This is a genomic window from Glutamicibacter creatinolyticus (assembly GCF_006094275.1).
Lineage (GTDB): Bacteria > Actinomycetota > Actinomycetes > Actinomycetales > Micrococcaceae > Glutamicibacter > Glutamicibacter creatinolyticus.
Genome location: NZ_CP034412.1, coordinates 2052176 through 2072905, shown reverse-complemented (window position 1 = coordinate 2072905; position 20730 = coordinate 2052176). Strand labels below are relative to the sequence as shown.

Below are 20730 nucleotides of genomic sequence, written 5' to 3'. Positions count from 1 at the left end.
GCGCCCGAGCTGATTCCGCGCGGGCCGAGGGCTAGACTGGATGCGTGAGTGCCACACGCGACGGATTTGTTCATCTTCATACCCACACCGAATACTCGATGCTCGACGGGGCGGCCCGTCTTGGCGAGCTCTTCGAGGAAGCCAACCGGCAGGGCATGGAAGCCATGGCCATCACCGACCATGGCTATCTCTTCGGTGCCTTCGACTTCTGGCGCCAGGCCACCGGGGCCGGCATCAAGCCCATCATCGGGGTCGAGGCCTACGTGACGCCGGGAACCGCGCGCGATGACAAGCAGCGCGTGAAATGGCGTACCGAGGAAAAGCAAAAGGGAGATGACGTCTCCGGCGGTGGCCTCTACACCCACATGACGCTGCTGTCCTACAACAACGAAGGCATGAACAACCTCTTCAAGGGCAGCTCCATCGCCTCCCTGGATTCGGTCTTCGGCAAGTATCCGCGCTGGGACCGCGAGCTGCTGAACAACCACTCCAAGGGCCTGATTGCCACCACTGGCTGCCCCTCGGGTGAAATCCAGACGAAGCTGCGCCTGGGACAGTACGAGGCCGCAAAGGCGGCCGCCGCCGAATTCCAGGAGATCTTCGGCAAGGAGAACTACTTCTGCGAGATCATGGACCATGGTCTGGAGATTGAACGGCGGATCACCAAGGACCTGCTGCGCCTGGCCAAGGAACTGCAGATCCCACTGGTGGCCACCAACGACCTGCACTACACGCACGAAGCCGACGCGAAGGCCCACGAGGCGCTGCTGGCCATCAACTCCGGTTCCACCCTTGATGAACCCACCTACGACCAGGGCGGCAAGCGCTTCGCCTTCTCCGGCTCCGGCTACTACCTCAAGAGCGCCCGGGAAATGCGTGAACTGTTCCGCGAGTTCCCCGAGGCCTGCGACAACACCCTGCTCATCGCCGAACGGGCCGAGGTCTCCTTCGACACCAACGCCAACTACATGCCCAAGTTCCCCACCCCGGAAGGGGAGGACGAAACCAGCTGGCTGATCAAGGAAGTCGACAAGGGCCTGCACTACCGCTACCCGGATGGCATCCCCGATGAGGTGCGCAAGCAGGCCGATTACGAGCTGGACGTCATCATCAAGATGGGCTTCCCCGGCTACTTCCTGGTGGTCGCCGACTTCATCAACTGGTCCAAGGACAACGGCATCCGCGTCGGCCCCGGCCGTGGTTCCGGTGCAGGTTCCATGGTCGCCTACGCAATGCGCATCACCGATCTGGATCCGCTGCAGCACGGACTGATCTTCGAACGCTTCCTGAACCCGGAACGCGTTTCCATGCCCGACTTCGACGTCGACTTTGACGATCGTCGTCGCCCCGAAGTGATCAAGTACGTCACCGAGAAGTACGGAGACGAGCGCGTATCCATGATCGTCACCTACGGTTCGATCAAGACCAAACAGGCGCTGAAGGACTCCTCCCGGGTGCTGGGGTACCCCTTCTCGATGGGTGAAACGCTGACCAAGGCGCTGCCTCCGGCGGTGATGGCCAAGGACATCCCGCTGAACGACATCGAAAACCCGCAGTCCAAGCGCTACTCCGAGGCCGCGGATTTCCGCAACCTGGTCGCCAACGATCCCGAAGCGGCGCGCGTGTTCGAAACCGCCAAGGGCCTGGAGGGGCTCAAGCGCCAATGGGGTGTGCATGCGGCCGGGGTGATCATGAGCTCGGATCCGATCATTGACGTCATCCCGATCATGCGCCGCCTGCAGGACCGTCAGGTGATCACCCAGTTCGACTACCCGACCTGCGAAGGCCTGGGGCTGATCAAGATGGACTTCCTGGGCCTGCGCAACCTGACCATCATTTCCGACGCGATCGAGAACATCAAGGCCAACACCGGGGACGACCTGGATTTGGAGACCCTGCCACTGGATGACCCGGCCACGTACCAGTTGCTGGCCCGCGGCGACACGCTGGGCGTGTTCCAGCTCGATGGCGGTCCAATGCGATCGCTGCTGAAGCTGATGCGCCCGGACAACTTCGAAGACATCTCCGCGGTGCTGGCGCTCTACCGCCCGGGACCGATGGGCGCGAACGCCCACACCAACTACGCACTGCGCAAGAACGGGCTGCAGGACGTGGTGCCGATCCACCCGGAGCTGGCCGAACCGCTGGAGGACATCCTGGGCGGCACCTTTGGCCTGATCGTCTACCAGGAACAGGTAATGGCGATCGCCCAGAAGCTGGCCGGCTACTCGCTGGGCCAGGCGGACATCCTGCGTCGTGCGATGGGCAAGAAGAAGAAGTCCGAACTGGACAAGCAGTTTGTCGGCTTCAAACAGGGGATGAACGACAACGGGTACTCCGATGCCGCGGTGCAGACCCTATGGGACATCCTGCTGCCGTTCTCCGACTACGCGTTCAACAAGGCGCACTCGGCGGCCTACGGGGTGGTGTCCTACTGGACCGCCTACCTCAAGGAGCACTACACGGCCGAATACATGGCGGCCCTGCTCACCTCCGTGGGTGATGACAAGGACAAGCTGGCCATGTACCTGAACGAATGCCGGCGCCTGGGCATCACGGTGCTGCCGCCGGACGTCAACGAATCCGCCCTGACCTTCACCCCGGTCGGCAAGGACATCCGCTTCGGAATGGGTGCGGTGCGCAACGTGGGCACCCACGTGGTGGAGGGCATGGTCGAGGCCCGCACCGAGAAGGGCGCCTACACCGACTTCAGCGACTTCCTGCGCAAGGTCCCGGCCGTGGTGTGCAACAAGCGCACCATTGAATCGATGATCAAGGCCGGCGCGTTCGACTCCATGGGCCACCACCGCCGAGCCCTGGTGGCGATCCACGAAGAGGCCGTGGACTCGGTGATCACCCTCAAGCGCAATGAGGCCGCCAACCAGTTTGACCTGTTCAGCGCGCTGGGCACCGAGGATGCCTCCGACTCGATGAGCGTAAGCATCCCGGACCTGCCGGACTGGGACAAGAAGGAAAAGCTAGGATTCGAACGCGAAATGCTGGGCCTCTACGTCTCGGACCACCCGTTGCAGGGGCTGGGCCAGGCCCTGGACCAGTACGCGGACATGTCGATCACCCATGTGATCTCCGATGACGGTCCCTCCGACGGGCACATCATCTCCATCGCGGGCATGATCACCGGCCTGCAGCGCAGGATTGCCAAGAAGTCCGGCAACCCCTACGCCCGCTGCGAGCTGGAGGACCTCTCCGGTTCGATGGAGGTCATGTTCTTCGGCCAGGCCTACCAGCCGATCGCCGAGGTGCTGGCAGAAGACTTGATTGTGGTCATCAAGGGACGCGTGCAGCGCCGTGACGACGGTTCAATCACCCTGAACGCGCAGGAAATGATGATCCCGGAGCTCTCCGACGCCACCGGCACCGGGCCGGTGGTCATTGCGATCCCCACCCACAAGGCCACCGAAACCCTGGTCTCCCAGCTCGGTGACGTGCTGCGCACGCACCGGGGCAACACCGAGGTGCGGGTCAAGCTCTCCGGCTCGCGAGGCACCTCGCTGATGCGCCTGGGCATGAACTACCGGGTGAACCCGAACCCGGCACTGTTCGGAGACCTGAAGGTGCTGCTCGGTCCGGCCTGCCTGGATGCCTAGGTACCCGGCCTGATCCTGTGTGACCGGGCCGGGTAACCATTGCCGCACCCGACCGCGGGCACGGTTAAACTGGACGGGTGACTTCCTCAGCTCAGAACCCCTTCCCGCAACTGGCCACCATCGACTGGCGGGCACGCCGGCTGGAGCGCGCCGACCTGAAGGCGCAGCTGCCACGGCCGGTGGTGAACTCGCAGACCGCCGCCGAATCGGTGCAGCAGATCATCGACAAGGTGCGCGGTGAGGGGATGCCCGCGCTGCTGGAACTGTCCGAGAAGTTCGACAAGGTGCGCCTGGAGCATACCCTGGTCCCGCAGGAGGAGCTGCAGCGGGCCCTGGATGAACTGGATCCCAAGGTACGGGCGGCGTTGGAGGAATCCATTGAGCGGGCCCGCGCCTTCGCCGCGGCTCAGGTACCCCAGGACGCGGTCGTGGAGTATCCGCACGGAGCCCGGGTCACCCAGCGCTGGGTGCCGGTGCGACGCGTGGGCCTGTACGTACCCGGGGGACTGGCCGTCTACCCGTCCTCGGTCATCATGAACACCGTGCCCGCCCAGGCCGCCGGTGCCCAGTCACTGGCCCTGGCCAGCCCGCCGCAGCGCGAGTTCGGCGGCCTGCCCCACCCCACCATCCTGGCCGCCGCGAAACTGCTGGGCATTACCGAGGTGCACGCGATGGGCGGGGCCCAGGCCGTGGCCGCCTTCGCCTACGGGGTGCCGGCCACCGCCGATCCCCGCGGCGGCATTGAACCGGTCGACGTGATCTCCGGCCCCGGCAATGTTTTTGTCGCCACCGCCAAGCGTCTGGTCAAGGGCGTGGTGGGCATCGATGCCGAAGCCGGGCCGACCGAGATCGCGATCCTGGCCGACGCCAGTGCCAACCCGGACTTTGTTGCCGCCGACATGATTTCCCAGGCCGAGCACGACGAGAACGCCGCCGCGGTGCTCATCACCGACTCCGCGGAACTGGAACAGGCGGTCCGGGCCAGCCTGGAACGCCAGGTGGCGGCCACCAAGCACACCGAACGGGTCGGCGTGGCCCTCTCCGGCAGCCAGTCGGCGATCATCCTGGTCGCCGACGTGGAGCAGGGAATCGAGGTGTGCAACACCTACGCGGCCGAACACCTGGAAATCATGACCGAATCCAGCGCATTCGTCGCCTCGCGCATTACCGCCGCTGGCGCGATCTTCGTGGGGGACTACGCCCCGGTCAGCCTCGGGGACTACTGCGCCGGATCCAACCACGTACTGCCGACCTCCGGGACCGCACTGCACGCCTCGGGCCTGAACGTGAACACCTTCCTGAAGGCCATTCAGGTCATCGACTATCCGCAGGCGGCGCTGGGGGAGGTGGCCGAACACGTCATCAACCTGGCCAACGCCGAGGACCTGCCCGCCCATGGTGACGCAGTCCAAATACGCCAGCGTAAATAGACGATAAACTGTTAGGTGACATCGGGTAACCGTGGCCGCAATGAGGGCCAGGGGGACCGTGTCCCGGAAACATCCTGGAGGTGCAATGAACTGTCCCTATTGCCGCAACCCCGACTCCCGCGTCGTCGACAGCCGTGTGGCCGACGATGGGGTGTCGATCCGCCGGCGCCGCCAGTGCACCGCCTGCTCCCGCCGCTTCACCACCCTGGAAACCACCAGCCTGAACGTGATCAAGCAGTCCGGGGCCGCTGAACCCTTCTCCCGCACCAAGGTCATCAACGGTGTGCGCAAGGCCTGCCAGGGCCGCCCGGTCACCGACCACGACTTGGCCGTGCTCGCCCAGGAGGTGGAGGAGACCGTACGGATGTCCGGGGCCGCGGAGATCCCGGCCCACCAGATTGGCCTGGCAATCCTGGAACCGCTGCAGCGCCTGGACGAGGTCGCCTACCTGCGCTTTGCCAGCGTCTACCAGGACTTCACCTCGTTGAGCGACTTTGAGTCCGCCATCGCCAAGCTGCGTGAGGAGCGCAGCGACCTTCCGCGCGGCAACCAGCGGCCACTGACCGCCGAATAGGGCCGCGGCTTGACGTCCGTGAGGCGGCTTAAGCAACAACAACCTCGACCAGTAGTAACTGGTCGAGGTTGTTTGTCTTCCACGGTACGTGCGCGGTGCTTTTCCTTGCGGGTCAGCGGATGCGCGAGGCCTGCAGGGCCGCGCCGATGATACCGGCGTTGTTCGCGTTGGTGGCCACCTTCAGCTCGGTGTCGATGTCGATCATCGGCACGAACCGCTCCGGGTTCTTGGAGATCCCCCCGCCAAGGATGAACAGCTCCGGGGAGAACAGGAACTCCAGGTGGCGCAGGAAGGCGCTCAGACGCTGGGCGTACTGGTCCCAGGGCAGCTCCTCGCGTTCGCGTGCCGCGGCGCTCGTGGTGGCCTCGGCCTCGGCCCCATTGAACTCCAGGTGGCCCAGCTCGAAGTTCGGCACCAGCTGTCCGTTGAACAGCAATGCCGAACCGATCCCGGTACCCAGGGTCAGGGTCATCACGCTGCCGGGCACGTTCCGCCCGGCACCGTACTCGCCCTCGGCCAGTCCGGCCGCGTCGGCGTCGTTGAGCATGACCACATCTCGGCCCAGCGTCTTTCCGAACAACTGCACCAGGTCGGTGCCGATAAAGGACTTGTCCACGTTTGCCGCGGAACGCGCCACCCCATGGTGCACAATGCACGGCACCGCGATCCCCAGCGGAGCATCATCCAACGGCGCGCCCTCCCGGCTGCGCAGCTCGGAGTAAATCGCGGCGGCCACCTCGGCGACAGCCTCGGGCAGTGAAGGCTTCGGCGTGGGCATCCGGAAACGCTTGCCCACCAGTTTCCCGGTGGTCAAATCAACGATGCCGCCCTTCATTCCGGTACCGCCAACGTCGATGCCGAACCCGAGGCGCTCCTGCTGTGAGGCGCGTTGCTGAACCATGAGGCTCCTTTCAGCCTTTAAAACACGGAAGGAAAATAAACCTCAGCTACGGCAAGGTCAGAATTTCGGCGCCATTGTCGGTGACCAGCAGCGTGTGCTCAAACTGGGCGGTTCGCTTCTTGTCCTTCGTCGTGACAGTCCACCCATCGGCCCACATGTCCCACTCGATCGTTCCGAGTGTCAGCATCGGCTCAATGGTAAAAACCATACCCGGTTCAATCAGCTGGTTGTAAGCCGGGGCCGCGTCATAATGCGGAATGATCAGCCCGGTATGGAACGCCGGGCCGACCCCATGGCCGGTGAAGTCACGCACCACGCCGTAGCCAAAGCGCTTGGCGTAGGCCGAAATGGTGCGCCCGATGACGTTGATTTCGCGCCCCGGCATGACCGCCTTGATGGCGCGCTTCAACGAGTTCTCGGTGCGCTCCACCAGCAGGCGTGATTCCTCATCCACGTCTCCCACCAGGAAGGTGGCGTTGTTGTCGCCATGCACGCCATCAATGTAGGCGGTCACGTCGATGTTGATGATGTCCCCGTCCCGCAGCACGGTGTCATCCGGGATGCCGTGGCAGATGACCTCGTTGATCGAGGTGCACACCGACTTCGGGAAGCCCCGGTAGCCCAGGGTGGAGGGGTAGGCGCCATGATCGATCATGTACTCGTGCCCGATCCGGTCCAGTTCCGCCGTGGTCACCCCCGGCTGGCAGGCCTTGCCCACCTCGGCCAGCGCCTGCGCCGCAATCCTCGAAGCGACACGGATCCGCTCAATCATCTCCGGGGTGTTGACGTCCGGGTGGCGGTGCGAGGTCGGCTCCGGCTTGCCCACGTATTCGGGGCGGGCGATATCCGCCGGCACCTTCAGTTGTGGGCCGACGACGCCTGGAGTGAGGTTTCCAATGGGGGCTGTTGCGGCAGTAGTCATATTTTTATTCTAGCCATGGCGCCCCGGCAGAATCTGCCTGCTGCGGCACACCCGTCGGGCTGGGAACGGTGCCACACCCGCTGGGGCGCGCTTCAAGGTTCAATGACAGCAACCCGACCGGGCACTAGGCTGGCGGTGAGAGCGGTGACTGTTCCACGCCACCAAAGGGGGGTGATGGGCGCGCCGCTGCGCCAAGAGCGGGCAACAAGGAAGGAAGAGACCATGAGCGAAGGCCAGTACTGGTACAACGTGGAAACCGGGGGCATCGAAAAAGGCCCGCAGTCCGATTGGACGAAACTGCTGGGTCCCTATGCCACGGAGGACGAGGCCCGCAACGCGATGGCCAAGGTCCAGGCGCGCAATGAGGCCTGGGACGCGGAAGACGAAGAGGACGAATAGCCGTTAAAACCGGCAGCGGCCGCCTCAGGGGGCGGCCGCTGCCGGTTCCGGACGCGCCGGGTAGGTTTTGTGGCTACTTGTCGAATTCGTACTGCGCGCTGGGGAAGCTGCCATCGGCCACATCCCGGTGGTACTGGCCCACCGCCCCGGAAACGATTTCACGCAGGTTCGCATACTGCTTCACGAAACGCGGGGTGCGCCCGGAGCCCAGGCCCAGCATGTCCTGCCACACCAGCACCTGCCCGGTGGTCGAGTTCCCGGCGCCGATGCCGATCGTGGGCACGCGCAGCGCCGCCTCCACCTTCGCGGCGGCCGGGCTGGGCACCATCTCCAGCAGCACCGCAAAGGCGCCAGCATCCTGCAGCGCCACCGCGTCCTCAAGCAGCGCATCGGCCGCGTCCCCGCGGCCCTGCACCCGGTAGCCGCCCAAGGCGTGCTCGGACTGCGGGGTGAAGCCGATGTGAGCGATCACCGGCACCCCGGCTCCGACCATGGCGTGCACGTGCCCGGCATGGCGGGCGTCGCCCTCCATCTTCACCGCGTGCACCCCGGCTTCCTTCATCAGCCTGACCGCCGATTCCACCGCCTGGGCGGGGGACTGCTCGTAGCTGCCAAAGGGCAGGTCGGCCACGACCAGCGCCCGCCTGGCGCCGTTGACCACCGCCTTGGAGAAGGTGATCATCTCATCCATGCTGATGCGCAGGGTCGAGTCGTAGCCCAGGACCGTGTTCGCCGCCGAGTCGCCAACCAGCAGGATCTCGATGCCGGCCTCGTCGAACACTTCGGCCAGCATCCGGTCATAGCAGGTGAGCATCGAGAACTTCTCGCCGCGTTTCTTCGCTTCGGCCAGGTGCCCGATGCGGATGCGTGCAGGGCGCGTGGCAGGGTCTGAGAGATAGGGTTGAGGCATAGCAAGACCTTAGCGCACTTGGGCCCGGCAATGCCCGCTGGCATGGCCGCTTGCACCGGCGTCGCGGTGCAAAAACGTATAGTCTTGCAACAGAGCAGAAATGGCCGCGGCGAGTCAGGCCCGGCGCACGCACCCGACAGGCAAGGCGGTAAGAGATGGATCGTCAGCAGGAATTCGTACTGCGCACCATTGAGGAACGCGACGTCAGATTCGTGCGGTTGTGGTTCACCGATGTGGTCGGTTCACTGAAGTCCGTGGCACTGGCACCGGCCGAGGTGGAGGACGCGTTCGCCGAGGGGCTGGGCTTTGACGGTTCCTCCATCGAGGGGCTCTCGCGCATCTACGAATCGGACATGCTGCTGCAGCCGGATCCCTCCACCTTCCAGCTGCTGCCCTGGCGCGGTGAGGTGGAGCCGACCAGCCGCATGTTCTGCGACATCCTCACCCCGGAGGGCACCCCCTCCACCGCGGACCCGCGCCACGTGCTCAAGCGCCAGCTCGACGAGGCCTCCAAGCTCGGCTTCACCTGCTACACCCACCCGGAGATCGAGTTCTACCTGCTGCAGTCCGCCGAGCTGGGACCGCACGGGCGCCCGGTGCCGATCGACAACGCCGGCTACTTCGACCACGTCCCGGACGGGGTTGGCCAGGACTTCCGCCGGCTGTCGGTGACCACCCTGGAGGCGCTGGGCATCTCCGTGGAGTTCTCCCACCATGAGACCGGCCCGGGGCAAAACGAAATCGACCTGCGCTACGCCGATGCCCTGCAGACGGCGGACAACATCATGACCTTCCGCACCGTCATCAAGGAGATGGCCATGCAGAAGGGGCTGTACGCCACCTTCATGCCCAAGCCCTTTGCCGAACACCCCGGCAGTGGGATGCACACCCATTTTTCACTCTTCGAAGGCGACTCCAACGCCTTCTTCGAGGCCGGGCGCGAATACCAGCTCTCCGATGTGGCCCGCTCCTTCATTGCCGGCATCCTGCACCACGCCAAGGAGCTGACCGCGGTCACCAGCCAGTTCGTGAACTCCTACAAGCGGCTGTGGGGCGGGGGCGAGGCCCCCAGCCACCTGTCCTGGGGTCACAACAACCGCTCCGCGCTGGTGCGGGTGCCACTGTACAAGCCCGGCAAGGGCCAAAGCGCCCGGGTGGAATACCGCGGCATCGACTCCGCCGCGAACCCCTACCTGGCCTACGCGTGCCTGCTGGGCGCCGGGCTGAAGGGCATCCACGAGGGCTACGAGCTGGAGGACCCCACCGAGGATGACGTGTGGAGCCTGTCCACCGCCGAACGCCGCGCCTCGGGACATGACCCGCTGCCCGGCTCGCTGCACGACGCGCTGCGCACCCTGGAGGACTCGGAGCTGATGGCCGACATCCTCGGAGAGCAGGTGTTCAACTCCTTCCTGGCCAACAAGCGGGCCGAATGGGAGGAATACCGCCAGGAAATCACCCCCTGGGAGCTGAACCGCTACCTGGGCATGCTCTAGGGCCAGACCGGCACAACGGGGGAAAGAAGAAAGGCAGATGACACCGAGTTCGCGGGAACTGATCAACGCAGGCTTCCTGGACACCACGCGGGCCAAGCAGTTCCTGGACTCGCCGGAACTAGCCGATTTGGACCGCGGCCTGATCCTACGCAGCATGGCCCACGCCCCGGACCCGGACCAGGCGCTGCTGCTGGCCGTGCGCCTGGTGGACAAGCACCCCCAAGCCGGCAGGCTGCTGTGCGAACCGGACAGCTGCCAGGCCCTCATCCGGCTGCTGGGGGCCTCCGACGCGCTGGGTGAATTCCTGATCCGCTGCCCGCAGGCCCTGCAGGTCATTACCCACACCCCGCAACAGCATTTCCAGCCGCGCCCGCCCCAGGCCCTGACTGAACAGCTGCTGCAGGCCGTGGAAGCCTACCCCAGCCCTTCGGGACACTGGGTGGCGGGGCAGCGCGGGGAACCGGCCCGCCGCGCCCTGCGCACCGCCTACCGCCTGGCCCTGCTGGACCTGGCCTACCGGGACCTGGGCTCCAGCCAGCCGCAGCACATCCTGCCTCAGGTCGCCGCCGAATTGGCGGACCTGGCCGCCGCGGCCCTGGAAGCGGCGCTCGCCGTCAGCCGGGCCGAAGCCGGTGAACAATACGGGGAACACCACGTCGACCAGGTGCGCCTGGCGATCATCGGCATGGGCAAGTGCGGGGCCCGGGAACTGAACTACATCTCCGACGTGGACGTGATCTACGTGCACCAGGGGATGGGGGAACTGGCAGAACAGCAGGCCACCGAGATCGCCACCACCCTGGCCAGCGGCACCGCGCGCACCATCATGCTGCCCGGCGGGGAACCGCCGCTGTGGGAGGTGGATGCCAACCTGCGCCCCGAAGGCAAGGAGGGGGCACTGACCCGCACCCTGGCCTCCCATGAGGCCTACTACCAGCGCTGGGCGCATTCCTGGGAGTTCCAGGCGCTGCTCAAGGCCCGGGCCATCGCCGGGGACCGGGAACTGGGCGAGCGCTACGAGCGGATGGTCTCCCCGATGGTCTGGTCCAGCTCCGAACGCGACGGGTTCGTGGAATCGGTGCAGAAGATGCGCCGCCGGGTCAGCGCCAACATCGCCAAGGACGAGGTCGAGTGGCAGATCAAGCTAGGCCCCGGGGGACTGCGGGATGTGGAGTTCACCGTCCAGCTGCTGCAGCTGGTGCACGGACGGGTGGAACAGGCGCTGCAGGTGCCCACCACCACCCTGGCCATCCAGGCGCTGAGCGAGCTGGGGTTCATTGGACGCACCGACGCGATGAACTTCGATGAGGCCTACCGCTTCCTGCGGCTGCTGGAACACCGCATCCAGCTCTCCCAGCTGCGCCGCACCCATCTGATGCCGCGCACCGAACACGCCCAACGGGTGCTGGCCCGGGCCATCCGCAGCGCCGGGGACACCCGGTTGACCAGTGCCGCGCAGCTGATGCGGCGCTGGAATGAAACCAAGCGGCTGGTGCGCTCCTTGCACGAACTGATTTTCTACCGCCCACTGCTGGTCACCAGCTCGAACCTGACCACCGAAGAGGTGCGGCTGACCCCGGCCAGCGCCCAGGCGCGACTGCGCGCCCTGGGATACCTGGACCCGAAGGCGGCCATGCGCCACATCGAGGCGCTGACCAGTGGCGTCTCCCGTTCGGCGGCGCTGCAGCGCCAGCTGCTGCCGGTGCTGCTGGGCTGGTTTGCCGAGGGCGTGGACCCGGACGCCGGGCTGTTGGGCTTTCGGCGGCTGAGCGAATCGCTGGGCAAGACCCACTGGTTCCTGGGGATGCTGCGCGACACCAACGCCGCCGCCGAACGACTAAGCGCACTGCTGTCCAACACCCGCTTTCTGACCGACCTGCTGGCCGTGGAATCCACCGCCGCAGCCTGGCTGGGCAATGACAGCGCCCTGCAGCCGCTGGACCGCACCGCCCTGGAGCAGCAAAGTGACGCGATTATCCGGCGCAACCGCCAGCCGGACACCGCGATCCGCCAGGTGCGGGTGGCCCGGCGCAAGGAATTCCTGCGCGTCGCCCTGGCCGACGCGGCCGGGCTAATGAACGTCTCCAAGGTCGGCCACGCGCTCTCGGACATCGACGCGGTCGCCGTGGAGGCCATTTTGCGGGTGCTGCGCGCCGCGGATGTTGCCGAACATGGGGAGCACACTGACCTGGCGGTCATCGCCATGGGCCGGCAGGGCGGGCAGGAGATCGGCTACGGCTCCGACGCGGACGTCATGTTTGTCCAGCGCCCGGTGCCCGGAGCGGAAGGCCAGCAGGCCCAGGAACAGGCGCTGCGCATCGTCACCGCGCTGATCGCCGCGGTCTCCCGGCCGCTCAAGCCGGCCATCCCGGCGGAGGTGCGCCTGGTGATCGACGCGGACCTGCGCCCGGAAGGAAAGACCGGGGCCCTGGTGCGCAGCCTGGACTCCTACGCCGAATACTATGCCCGCTGGGCGGATGTGTGGGAACGCCAGGCGCTGCTGCGCGCCCGGCCGATGGCCGGGGACCGGCAATTGGGTGAAGACTTCATCGCGCTGATCAACCCGATCCGCTACGGCGGGGGACTGGATGAGGCGGAGGTCAAGGAGATCCGCAAGATCAAGGCCCGGGTGGAGGCCGAACGCCTGCCGCGCGGCGCCGACCCGGCGCGGCACCTGAAGCTGGGCCGCGGTTCACTTTCGGACGTGGAATGGCTGGTCCAGTTCTTCCAGCTGCAGTACGCCTGCGAACACGAGCAGCTGCGCACCACCACGACCCGCGCCGCGCTCAAGGCCTTGGCGGAACTGAAGTACCTGTCCAAATCGGAGGTCAAGACGCTGGACATGGCATGGACCCTGGCCACCAAGGTGCGCAGCGCCGAAATCATCACCTCCGGGCGCTCCAGCGACGTGCTGCCGCGCTCGGCCCGGGACATGGAGGCGGTGGGACGCTGGTGCGGCTACGAACCGAACCAGGGCTACCAGCTGGAGGACGACTACCTGAAAGCCACCCGGCGGGCGAGGGCAATCTTTGAAAAGCGCTTCTACGGTTTCGAGGACTAGGGGCGGTTAACCCTGCGCGCGGGTGAGCCGGCCAGTGGCGTCCGGCCATTGCACCAAGGCCCGGGCCCCGGCCACCAGGGCCTTGGCACGCAGGGCATCGGCAAGCACGATCCCGTTACCGCCCACCTCCAGGATCGCCAGGTCGCCCTCCAGCCCCGGTGGGGCATCGCGCAGCCGCCAATTGGCCGTCAATTCGGCGATGCCGCGTTCCAGCAGCAGCTCTTCACCGGCGTGGAAGTCACACGCCGGCCCCACGGCGTGGCCTAGAACGCTGCGCGGCTGGACGATGTCGAAATCCTCGGTCACCGGTTCCAGATAGCCGACGACCTCGCGGTCCTCACGGGTGACCGGCATCCACTGAGTGCTATCCATCCGCCTCACCTTAGCAGGCAGGCACGTTACGACGGCGGGCTACGGGTACACCAAAAACCGCAGGCATCGCGCGGGCACGGGCCCAGGCGATGCCTGCGGTATATTTTACGCTCGTCTCACCGAGATCCGAGGGGCGGAGGACAGCGTCTTTGGGCTAGCAGCCGTAGTAGAGCTCGAACTCGTACGGGTTCGGGCGCAGCGAGAGCGGACGGATCTCATTCTCGCGCTTGTACTCGATCCAGGTGCGGATCAGATCCTCGGTGAACACTCCGCCTTCGAGCAGGTACTCGTAGTCCTCCTCCAGGGCCAGCAGTGCCTCCTCCAGGGTCTCCGGGGCGCGCTGGATGTCCTTGGCTTCCTCCGGGGGCAGCTCGTAGAGGTCCTTGTCGATCGGCTCGGCCGGCTCGATGCGGTTCTTGATGCCATCCAGGCCTGCCATCAGCTGGGCCGCGAACGCCAGGTACGGGTTCGAGGAGGCATCCGGGGCGCGGAACTCGATGCGCTTGGCCTTCGGGTTCGACCCGGTGACCGGGATGCGGATGCCGGCCGAGCGGTTGCCCTGCGAGTAGACCATGTTCACCGGTGCCTCGTAGCCCTTGACCAGGCGGCGGTAGGAGTTCACGGTCGGGTTGGTGAAGGCCAGCACGGAGGAGGCGTGCTTCAGCAGCCCGCCAATGTACCAGCGGGCGGTGTCGGACAGGCCCGCGTAGCCCTTCTCGTCGTAGAACAACGGGTCCCCATTGGACCACAGCGACTGGTGCACGTGCATGCCCGAACCGTTGTCCCCGAAGACCGGCTTGGGCATGAAGGTGGCGGACTTGCCCCAGGCGTCGGCCACGTTTTTCACCACATACTTGAACAGCATCAGCTCATCGGCCGAGTGCACCATGGTGTTGAACTTGTAGTTGATTTCCGCCTGGCCAGCGGCACCCACCTCGTGGTGGCTGCGCTCAACTTCCAGCCCGACATTATCCAGCTCAACGCAGATCGCGTCGCGCAGGTCGGCCTGCTTGTCGGTTGGGGAGACCGGGAAGTAGCCGCCCTTGAACGGGGTCTTGTAGCCCTGGTTGCCGCCTTCTTCCTTGCGGCCGGTGTTCCAGGGGGCCTCGTCCGAATCGATCTGGTAGAACGCGCCCTGCGGGCTGGATTCGTAGCGGACGTCTTCAAAGATGAAGAACTCGGCTTCCGGGGCGAAGAACGCGGTGTCGGCGATGCCCGTCGATTCCAGGTAGGCCTCGGCGCGCTCGGCCACGCCGCGCGGATCGCGGTGGTAGGGCTCACCGGTGCGCGGGTTGATGATGGAGAAGTTGAATGCCAGGGTCTTTTCGATCCGGAACGGATCGAGGAAGCCGGTCTTCACATCCGGGATCAGCTGCATGTCCGAATCGGAGATGCCGGCGAAGCCGCGAATCGAGGACGCGTCAAAGAGCTGGCCGTTGACAAAGAAGTCGGCGTCCACTGACTTTGCAGGAACGTTGAAGTGCTGCTGCACACCCGGTAGGTCGGTAAAGCGAATATCGACGAACTTGACGTCCTCCTCGGCGATGTACGCCAAAGCTTCTTCTGGACTGGAAAACATGTGCAGGTTACTCCCTGTTGTCTATTGAAACGGTAAACAAGTCGGTCAAATCATGATCGCTTGCCCTTGCCTACCCCTCTACAATACCGAGGATCCGTTTCCCAGTGGTGTCTCTATTGTTTCTTGTGCGTTACAAAGCAGGGTTTTTGGCTTCTGTTACAGTGCCCGTCCTGTGCCGCCGGGCACACTCAATGGGTTCGCACAGTGAACCCCGATAAACTGGGGGAGTGGAACGAAAAGACTTGGGTTCCTGGCTGGAAGGACCCCCTCAGCTCAACACCCAGCAATGGCCCGGACAGCGACTGGGACGGCCCGAGCGGGGGCCCGGTTCAATTGCCCGCTTCCCCCGGCGTGTCGGGGCGATCATCATCGATTGGGCGCTGGCAATGCTGGTGAGCTGGTGGCTGTTTGATTCCGCCGCCTTGGCCACCCTGCTGCTCTTCTGCCTGGGCCAGATCATCACCGTTGGATTCACCGGCCACTCGATCGGCCATCGGGCGCTGGGCATGCAGGTCCAGTCCATGGACGGCACCGCGATCAAGCCGCTGACCGGTCTGGTGCGCTCGGTGCTGCTGTGCCTGGTCATTCCCGCTCTGATCGCGGACGCCGACCAGCGGGGCTTGCACGACCGCGCCGGAGGCAGCGTTCTGGTGAGCATCCGCTAAGCCTGCCCGATCCACGCAGCAAAGACCCGGCCGGTCAGGAAAGCACTGCGGTTAAATGAAAGCGAGCCGTGCACCCTGGTGGGTGCACGGCTCGCTTTCATTCGATGGTTTACCGCCCGCGCATGGCGCGACGGCTCGGGCGCACCTTGTTCGGGTCAATCCCCTTCGGAATCGGCAGGCGATTCGCGCTCAGGGTGGTCAGGCGCTTATCCACTGCACTGACCTCAAGCTTCGACAAGGTCTTGGGAAGCTTCTTCATCTTCTTGCTGACCTCAGGCAACGGGGTCTGGTTCTCGCCGCTGCCGGCATTGATCACGGTGATCGGAACGTTGGGCAGCACACGGCCGATGCGCTTGCGCTCGGAGCTGACCAGCTCGCGAACACGGCCGTTCGGGCCCTCGGTGACCAGCACGACTCCGGCGCGGCCCACACCCAGGAACACCAGGTCCTGGTGGCGGTTGGCGGCTACCGGCTCCTGCTTCAGGATCCAGCCGCGGCGCAATACGCTCATCGCGGCGCCGGCAGCACCCGGGCGTCCCTCCAACTGCGTAAACGCGGCCTTCTCGGCGCGACGGGAGAGGACAAACATGGCCGCCAACAAGCCCAACGGGATCGAGATCAGCAGCATCGTGATCCAGTTGTTCAGCAGGATGCCGATCAGCAGACCCACCGCAACGACACCCAGGCCAGCCAGCAACATCCACCACACGACCATCGGGTCATTGCGGCGAGTCATCTGGAACACCTGGCCCATTTGCTTCAGGCGACCGGGCTCTTTATTCGGCTTATCGGCTTTTGGTTTGCGCGAGAACAGGCCACGCTTGGGCTGCGGGTCTGTGTTGGATGCGACATTGTCGGAGTTTTTGGCCATAGTGACTCAATTCTACCCGAGTCCACTGCCCACGTTCCATCCGGGAACGGCAAAGTCCCGACCACACAGTGGTGATCGGGACCTTGCTCGGGTTACAGGGCGCCTCGTGGGGCAGCAACGCTAGTTGGTGACCAGGGAGGCTGCTTCCTGGCGGGTGTTGCCCGAGGACTCAATGTGCGCCAGCGCTTCGGGAATCTCTCGGCCCTTCTTGCGCATTGCCCCGGCCCACAGGCGTCCGGCGCGGTAGGAGGAACGCACCAGCGGGCCGGACATGACCCCCAGGAACCCGAGCTCCTCCGCTTCCTGCTGCAGCTCCAGGAATTCCTGGGGCTTGACCCAGCGGTCCACCGGCAGGTGGCGTTCGGTGGGTCGCAGGTACTGGGTGATGGTCAGCAGGTCGCAGCCGGCCTCATGCAGGTCCGCCATGGCCTCGGAAATTTCCTCACGGGTCTCGCCCATGCCCAGGATCAGATTGGACTTGGTGATCAGCCCGCGCTTGTGACCGTGCGTGATGACGTCCATGGACCGTTCATAGCGGAAGGCCGGGCGGATGCGCTTGAATATGCGCGGCACGGTTTCCACGTTGTGGGCGTAGACCTCCGGGGCCGAATCGCAGATCGCGTCCAGGTTCTCCGGCTTGCCGGAGAAGTCGGGAATCAGCAGCTCCACGCCGGTGTTCTCGTTGAACTGGTGAATGCGGCGCACGGTTTCCGCGTACAGCCACACGCCCTCATCCTCCAGGTCATCACGGGCCACGCCGGTGACGGTGGCGTAGCGCAGATCCATCTTCTTCACGCTCATGGCCACCTTGAACGGCTCCGAGCGGTCCAGCGCCGAGGGCTTGCCCGTGTCAATCTGGCAGAAATCGCAGCGACGGGTGCATTCCGACCCGCCAATGAGGAAGGAAGCCTCGCGGTCCTCCCAGCATTCGAAGATGTTGGGGCAGCCAGCCTCTTCGCAAACCGTGTGCAGTCCTTCGGACTTGACCAGGTTCTTCAGACCGACGTACTCCGGTCCGATGTTCAGTTTGGCCTTGATCCACTCCGGCTTGCGTTCCACTGGAACCTTGGAGTTGCGTTGCTCGACGCGCAGCATTCGACGGCCTTCAGGGGCGACACTCATGTGTATTGCTCTTTCTGAGGAAGTAGGAAGGTCTTAAGCGACGGGAAGGGAAGTGACAACCTGGGGCGTGAGCAGGCGATCCAGCTCTTCTTGCACCCGGTCGGCGACATCTACGGGGTTCACGGTGCGTCCCAGCTCCTGGGAGATCGAGGTGACCCCGGCATCGGTAATGCCGCAGGCAATGATCTGCTCGTAGGGTTCCAGGGAGTTGGAGCAGTTCAGGGCGAAACCGTGCATGGTCACCCCATGGTTGATGCGAATGCCGATGGCGGCAATCTTGCGGTCCTGCTGCACGCCGTCACCCGGAACCCAGACTCCGGAGCGTCCCTTGATCTGGACGGTTCGGATGCCCAGTTCGGCCAGTACGTTCATCAAGGCTTCTTCAAGGGTTTCAACATACAGGCGGATGGCGTTGATCTTCTTGAGCTTGACGATCGGATACCCGATCAGCTGCCCCGGTCCATGCCATGTCAGCTGTCCACCGCGGTCAACCTCAACCACGGGGGTGCCGTCCTGCGGCAACTGCTCATCTTCGGTACGGCGTCCAGCGGTGTAGACCGCCTCGTGTTCCAGCAGAAGGATTCTGGGGGTTTCTTCGTCGGCAGCCACGGCGTCGTGGAGACGTATTTGGTAGTCCCAGGCTTCCCTGTAGGGAACCAGCGATTCGCCTAGACCGAGTCGTTCGAATTCGATCGTCATGAGCTTCAGCCTACGCCTAATGCGTAAAGGGCTCGAGTTGGTAACGAAACAACGAATGTGGATAACTTAAACGCGTAATACAAGTTTGCTTTACAACTGAGTCATGGAATATGAACTCAGCCCGTTCGCGTGGCCCGAATGTGAAGGCTACCTGACCCTCAGGTCGTTGGACGATGCCCAAGATTCGCGGGTGTGGCTCGTCCAGCGCGAAGCCGACCAGTGCTTCCTGGTCATGAAGTTGGCCTGTCAGACTGAAACGCTGGCCACGATCCGGCAGTGGACCGACGGGCCCAACGATCAGCACACCATCAAGGTTCATGACACGGTGATGACCAACCGGGGGCCGGCGCTGCTGGTGGAATACTGTCCCGGGGGCAGCTTGGGCCAAATGGTCGCTGCCCGCGGCCCACTGCCGCTGGGGGAGGTGATTACCGCATTGGCTCCGGTCGCCCAGTCGGTGGCGCGCCTGCACTCCCAGGGGCTGGCGCACGGGGACGTGTCCCCGAACAACATCCTGCTCTCCGCCGAGGGGATGCCCAAGCTTTGTGACTTCCAAGAAGTGAACCTGCTGGGCGAAAATAATCACAGGGCTGGCACCCCAGGGTTCATCGCGCCGGAAGCAGGGGACTCACCGGCAACAGCGCCCGATGCGGTAGCTAACGGCGAGGCGCGGGATGTCTACGCGCTCGGGGCCTGCCTGTGGTACCTGCTCAGCGCCAAGGTCCCCGACCCTCCGGCGCTGCGTGCGCCGGTGACGCTGGTGTTTGAGGATCTGCCGGAAACCGTGCTGGACCTGCTGCTGGATGCGCTGCACCCGGAACCGACCGCGCGTCCCAGTGCCGACCAATTCGCCCGCAGCCTGTACGCCAGCGGGCAGGCCGAACCACTGAACTGGACTGAATCGGTTCCCGCCCAGGCATCACACCTGATGGCGACCATTCATCCGCCAGCACCCCGCGGCCGACGCCGGGCCATGCGTTCCCGGCCGGAGCGTCGGCAACGATTGGTTCCGGAACGGCCCGAAGTCACCCAGGAACAAGCCCGACGCTTCGAGGACCGGCACGCCCTGAAACCCACGCCCGGTGGTCGACGGCTGATCGCCGCGGCATTGCTCGGTTTGTTCATGGTCGTCATTGCCGGGCTGGGGGTGAATCACTGGCAGACGCAAACCGATGCCACCGCCGCCAACGGCGAGCAGGCACCAGTGGATGCTTCCCGAACCTGCTCCATTCAGTCCGATGCCCAGTTGCCGCCCTGCGCTCAGTCACCGGACGCCGTCGGGGCAGCCTTATTGAAACTGACCCACGCGCGGGACCGGGCATTCAACTCGGGCGACTATCAGGCGCTCTCCAAGCTCTATGTGCCGGAAGCTAAACAACTGGGTGAAGATGCCCGGGTCCTGCAGGAATTGAAGGATATGGACCTGGGGGTCACCGGGATACGAACCCGACTGAGCGGGATCGAAGTCGTGGCGCGAAGCTTCCCGGACACCGTAGTCCTGGAGGCGCATAGTGTGCTTGACCCGTACGCCTATCGAAGCCTGTCGAGCGAAGAAGATGTTCACCGTGCCCAGCAGGCCCGGGCCGAGCGAGTCCGCTTCGAACTGCGCCAGCATACCGGGCAGTGGCTCATCTCGCGGATTCTTGCCCGGGAGACGACAAATGGGACCGCCGCGAACGGCGATCCCATGAGCGGGTATGAAACCGGACCTGTCGAGGACTAGTTCCAGAGGGTGGCGATCAGGATGTTCACCAGGGCCAGGCCGCCGGTGGCATGCGCGATGCCGGTGGAAACCTCCTCGCCGGCCTTGACCTTCTTGCGGCCCAGGAACGCGGTCACCACGATGGCGATGGAGATGACCAGCTTGATGCCGATCTTCATGTGGTTGACGGTGCCGTCTTGCATTTCAATGACGCCGACCAGGGCCAGGCCGGTGATCAACTGGGTCAGTGCGCCGATCCACTGCCACAGGTTGACGGTAGGGGTCTTGAAGTTGGCCAGCCAGCCGCCGAAGATGGCCGCAGCACCCAGGATATGGAGCATTACCAGAACGTTAAACAGGAAAGTCATGCTTCAAGAATAGTCTGCTTCGACAAATTGTAGAAATGCCGAAGGCCCGCT

The 20730-nt window shown here is 64.7% G+C and carries 17 protein-coding genes; 8 read left to right on the top strand and 9 right to left on the bottom strand.

The window, feature by feature from the left end; genetic code table 11:
• Window positions 1-98: 98 nt before the first annotated feature.
• From dnaE to nrdR, 3 genes are all read left to right on the top strand, one after another.
• A complete protein-coding gene (gene dnaE / locus GcLGCM259_RS09465) occupies window positions 99-3608 on the top strand; it encodes a DNA polymerase III subunit alpha (protein WP_421015678.1) in 3510 nt (1169 codons plus the stop codon).
• A gap of 77 nt (window positions 3609-3685) precedes the next feature.
• Complete coding sequence (hisD, locus tag GcLGCM259_RS09460) at window positions 3686-5038, top strand: histidinol dehydrogenase (protein ID WP_138926464.1); 1353 nt, start codon at window positions 3686-3688, stop codon at window positions 5036-5038.
• Between the two features lie 85 nt (window positions 5039-5123).
• Entirely contained in the window at window positions 5124-5612 is a 489-nt protein-coding gene (gene nrdR, locus GcLGCM259_RS09455) for a transcriptional regulator NrdR (RefSeq protein WP_054821459.1), read from the top strand.
• A gap of 112 nt (window positions 5613-5724) precedes the next feature.
• On the opposite strand, the gene ppgK is transcribed toward nrdR, so the two are convergent.
• Together ppgK and map are read right to left on the bottom strand one after the other, a co-directional pair.
• Window positions 5725-6513: a polyphosphate--glucose phosphotransferase gene (gene ppgK, locus GcLGCM259_RS09450; protein ID WP_138926463.1), complete on the bottom strand. Its 789-nt coding sequence runs from the start codon at window positions 6511-6513 to the stop codon at window positions 5725-5727.
• A 46-nt stretch (window positions 6514-6559) separates the two neighbouring features.
• On the bottom strand, window positions 6560-7435 hold the full coding sequence (gene map / locus GcLGCM259_RS09445) for a type I methionyl aminopeptidase (protein ID WP_138926462.1): 876 nt from the start codon (window positions 7433-7435) through the stop codon (window positions 6560-6562).
• 222 nt (window positions 7436-7657) lie between these two features.
• Here map and GcLGCM259_RS09440 point away from each other — a divergent pair, with 222 nt between their 5' ends.
• Window positions 7658-7834 carry an SPOR domain-containing protein gene (locus tag GcLGCM259_RS09440; protein WP_138926461.1) on the top strand — a complete coding sequence of 59 codons (177 nt, stop codon included), beginning with the start codon at window positions 7658-7660 and terminating at the stop codon, window positions 7832-7834.
• Window positions 7835-7907: 73 nt separating this feature from the next.
• Here the strand turns inward: GcLGCM259_RS09440 and panB are convergent, their stop codons facing one another.
• The gene (panB, locus tag GcLGCM259_RS09435; RefSeq protein WP_138926460.1) at window positions 7908-8744 is read right to left on the bottom strand and encodes a 3-methyl-2-oxobutanoate hydroxymethyltransferase; all 837 of its coding nucleotides are present in this window, start codon (window positions 8742-8744) and stop codon (window positions 7908-7910) included.
• Window positions 8745-8899: 155 nt separating this feature from the next.
• Here panB and glnA (GcLGCM259_RS09430) point away from each other — a divergent pair, with 155 nt between their 5' ends.
• Both glnA (GcLGCM259_RS09430) and GcLGCM259_RS09425 read left to right on the top strand, forming a co-directional pair.
• Window positions 8900-10240, top strand: a complete 1341-nt coding sequence (gene glnA / locus GcLGCM259_RS09430; RefSeq protein ID WP_138178035.1) for a type I glutamate--ammonia ligase — start codon at window positions 8900-8902, stop codon at window positions 10238-10240.
• 37 nt (window positions 10241-10277) lie between these two features.
• Complete coding sequence (locus GcLGCM259_RS09425; protein WP_138926459.1) at window positions 10278-13301, top strand: bifunctional [glutamine synthetase] adenylyltransferase/[glutamine synthetase]-adenylyl-L-tyrosine phosphorylase; 3024 nt, start codon at window positions 10278-10280, stop codon at window positions 13299-13301.
• Between the two features lie 6 nt (window positions 13302-13307).
• Here GcLGCM259_RS09425 and GcLGCM259_RS09420 read toward each other — a convergent pair whose 3' ends face one another.
• Window positions 13308-13673: a hypothetical protein gene (locus tag GcLGCM259_RS09420; RefSeq protein WP_138926458.1), complete on the bottom strand. Its 366-nt coding sequence runs from the start codon at window positions 13671-13673 to the stop codon at window positions 13308-13310.
• 154 nt (window positions 13674-13827) lie between these two features.
• Window positions 13828-15252: a type I glutamate--ammonia ligase gene (gene glnA / locus GcLGCM259_RS09415; RefSeq protein ID WP_138178029.1), complete on the bottom strand. Its 1425-nt coding sequence runs from the start codon at window positions 15250-15252 to the stop codon at window positions 13828-13830.
• Window positions 15253-15479: 227 nt separating this feature from the next.
• On the opposite strand from glnA (GcLGCM259_RS09415), the gene GcLGCM259_RS09410 reads away from it, so the two are divergent.
• On the top strand, window positions 15480-15917 hold the full coding sequence (locus GcLGCM259_RS09410) for an RDD family protein (protein ID WP_054820885.1): 438 nt from the start codon (window positions 15480-15482) through the stop codon (window positions 15915-15917).
• A gap of 109 nt (window positions 15918-16026) precedes the next feature.
• On the opposite strand, the gene GcLGCM259_RS09405 is transcribed toward GcLGCM259_RS09410, so the two are convergent.
• From GcLGCM259_RS09405 to lipB, 3 genes are all read right to left on the bottom strand, one after another.
• Window positions 16027-16788, bottom strand: a complete 762-nt coding sequence (locus tag GcLGCM259_RS09405; RefSeq protein ID WP_054820886.1) for a DUF4191 domain-containing protein — start codon at window positions 16786-16788, stop codon at window positions 16027-16029.
• 120 nt (window positions 16789-16908) lie between these two features.
• Window positions 16909-17910: a lipoyl synthase gene (gene lipA / locus GcLGCM259_RS09400; RefSeq protein ID WP_138178027.1), complete on the bottom strand. Its 1002-nt coding sequence runs from the start codon at window positions 17908-17910 to the stop codon at window positions 16909-16911.
• A 33-nt stretch (window positions 17911-17943) separates the two neighbouring features.
• Window positions 17944-18609 (bottom strand): lipoyl(octanoyl) transferase LipB, encoded by a 666-nt coding sequence (gene lipB / locus GcLGCM259_RS09395; RefSeq protein ID WP_138178025.1) that lies wholly within the window; start codon window positions 18607-18609, stop codon window positions 17944-17946.
• 166 nt (window positions 18610-18775) lie between these two features.
• Between lipB and GcLGCM259_RS09390 the strand changes: the two genes are divergently transcribed.
• Window positions 18776-20332: a serine/threonine-protein kinase gene (locus tag GcLGCM259_RS09390; RefSeq protein WP_175419380.1), complete on the top strand. Its 1557-nt coding sequence runs from the start codon at window positions 18776-18778 to the stop codon at window positions 20330-20332.
• Here GcLGCM259_RS09390 and GcLGCM259_RS09385 read toward each other — a convergent pair.
• Window positions 20329-20679, bottom strand: coding sequence for a hypothetical protein (locus GcLGCM259_RS09385; RefSeq protein WP_054820889.1), 351 nt, complete (start codon window positions 20677-20679; stop codon window positions 20329-20331). The genes GcLGCM259_RS09390 and GcLGCM259_RS09385 overlap by 4 nt on opposite strands.
• Between the last annotated feature and the right edge of the window lie 51 nt (window positions 20680-20730).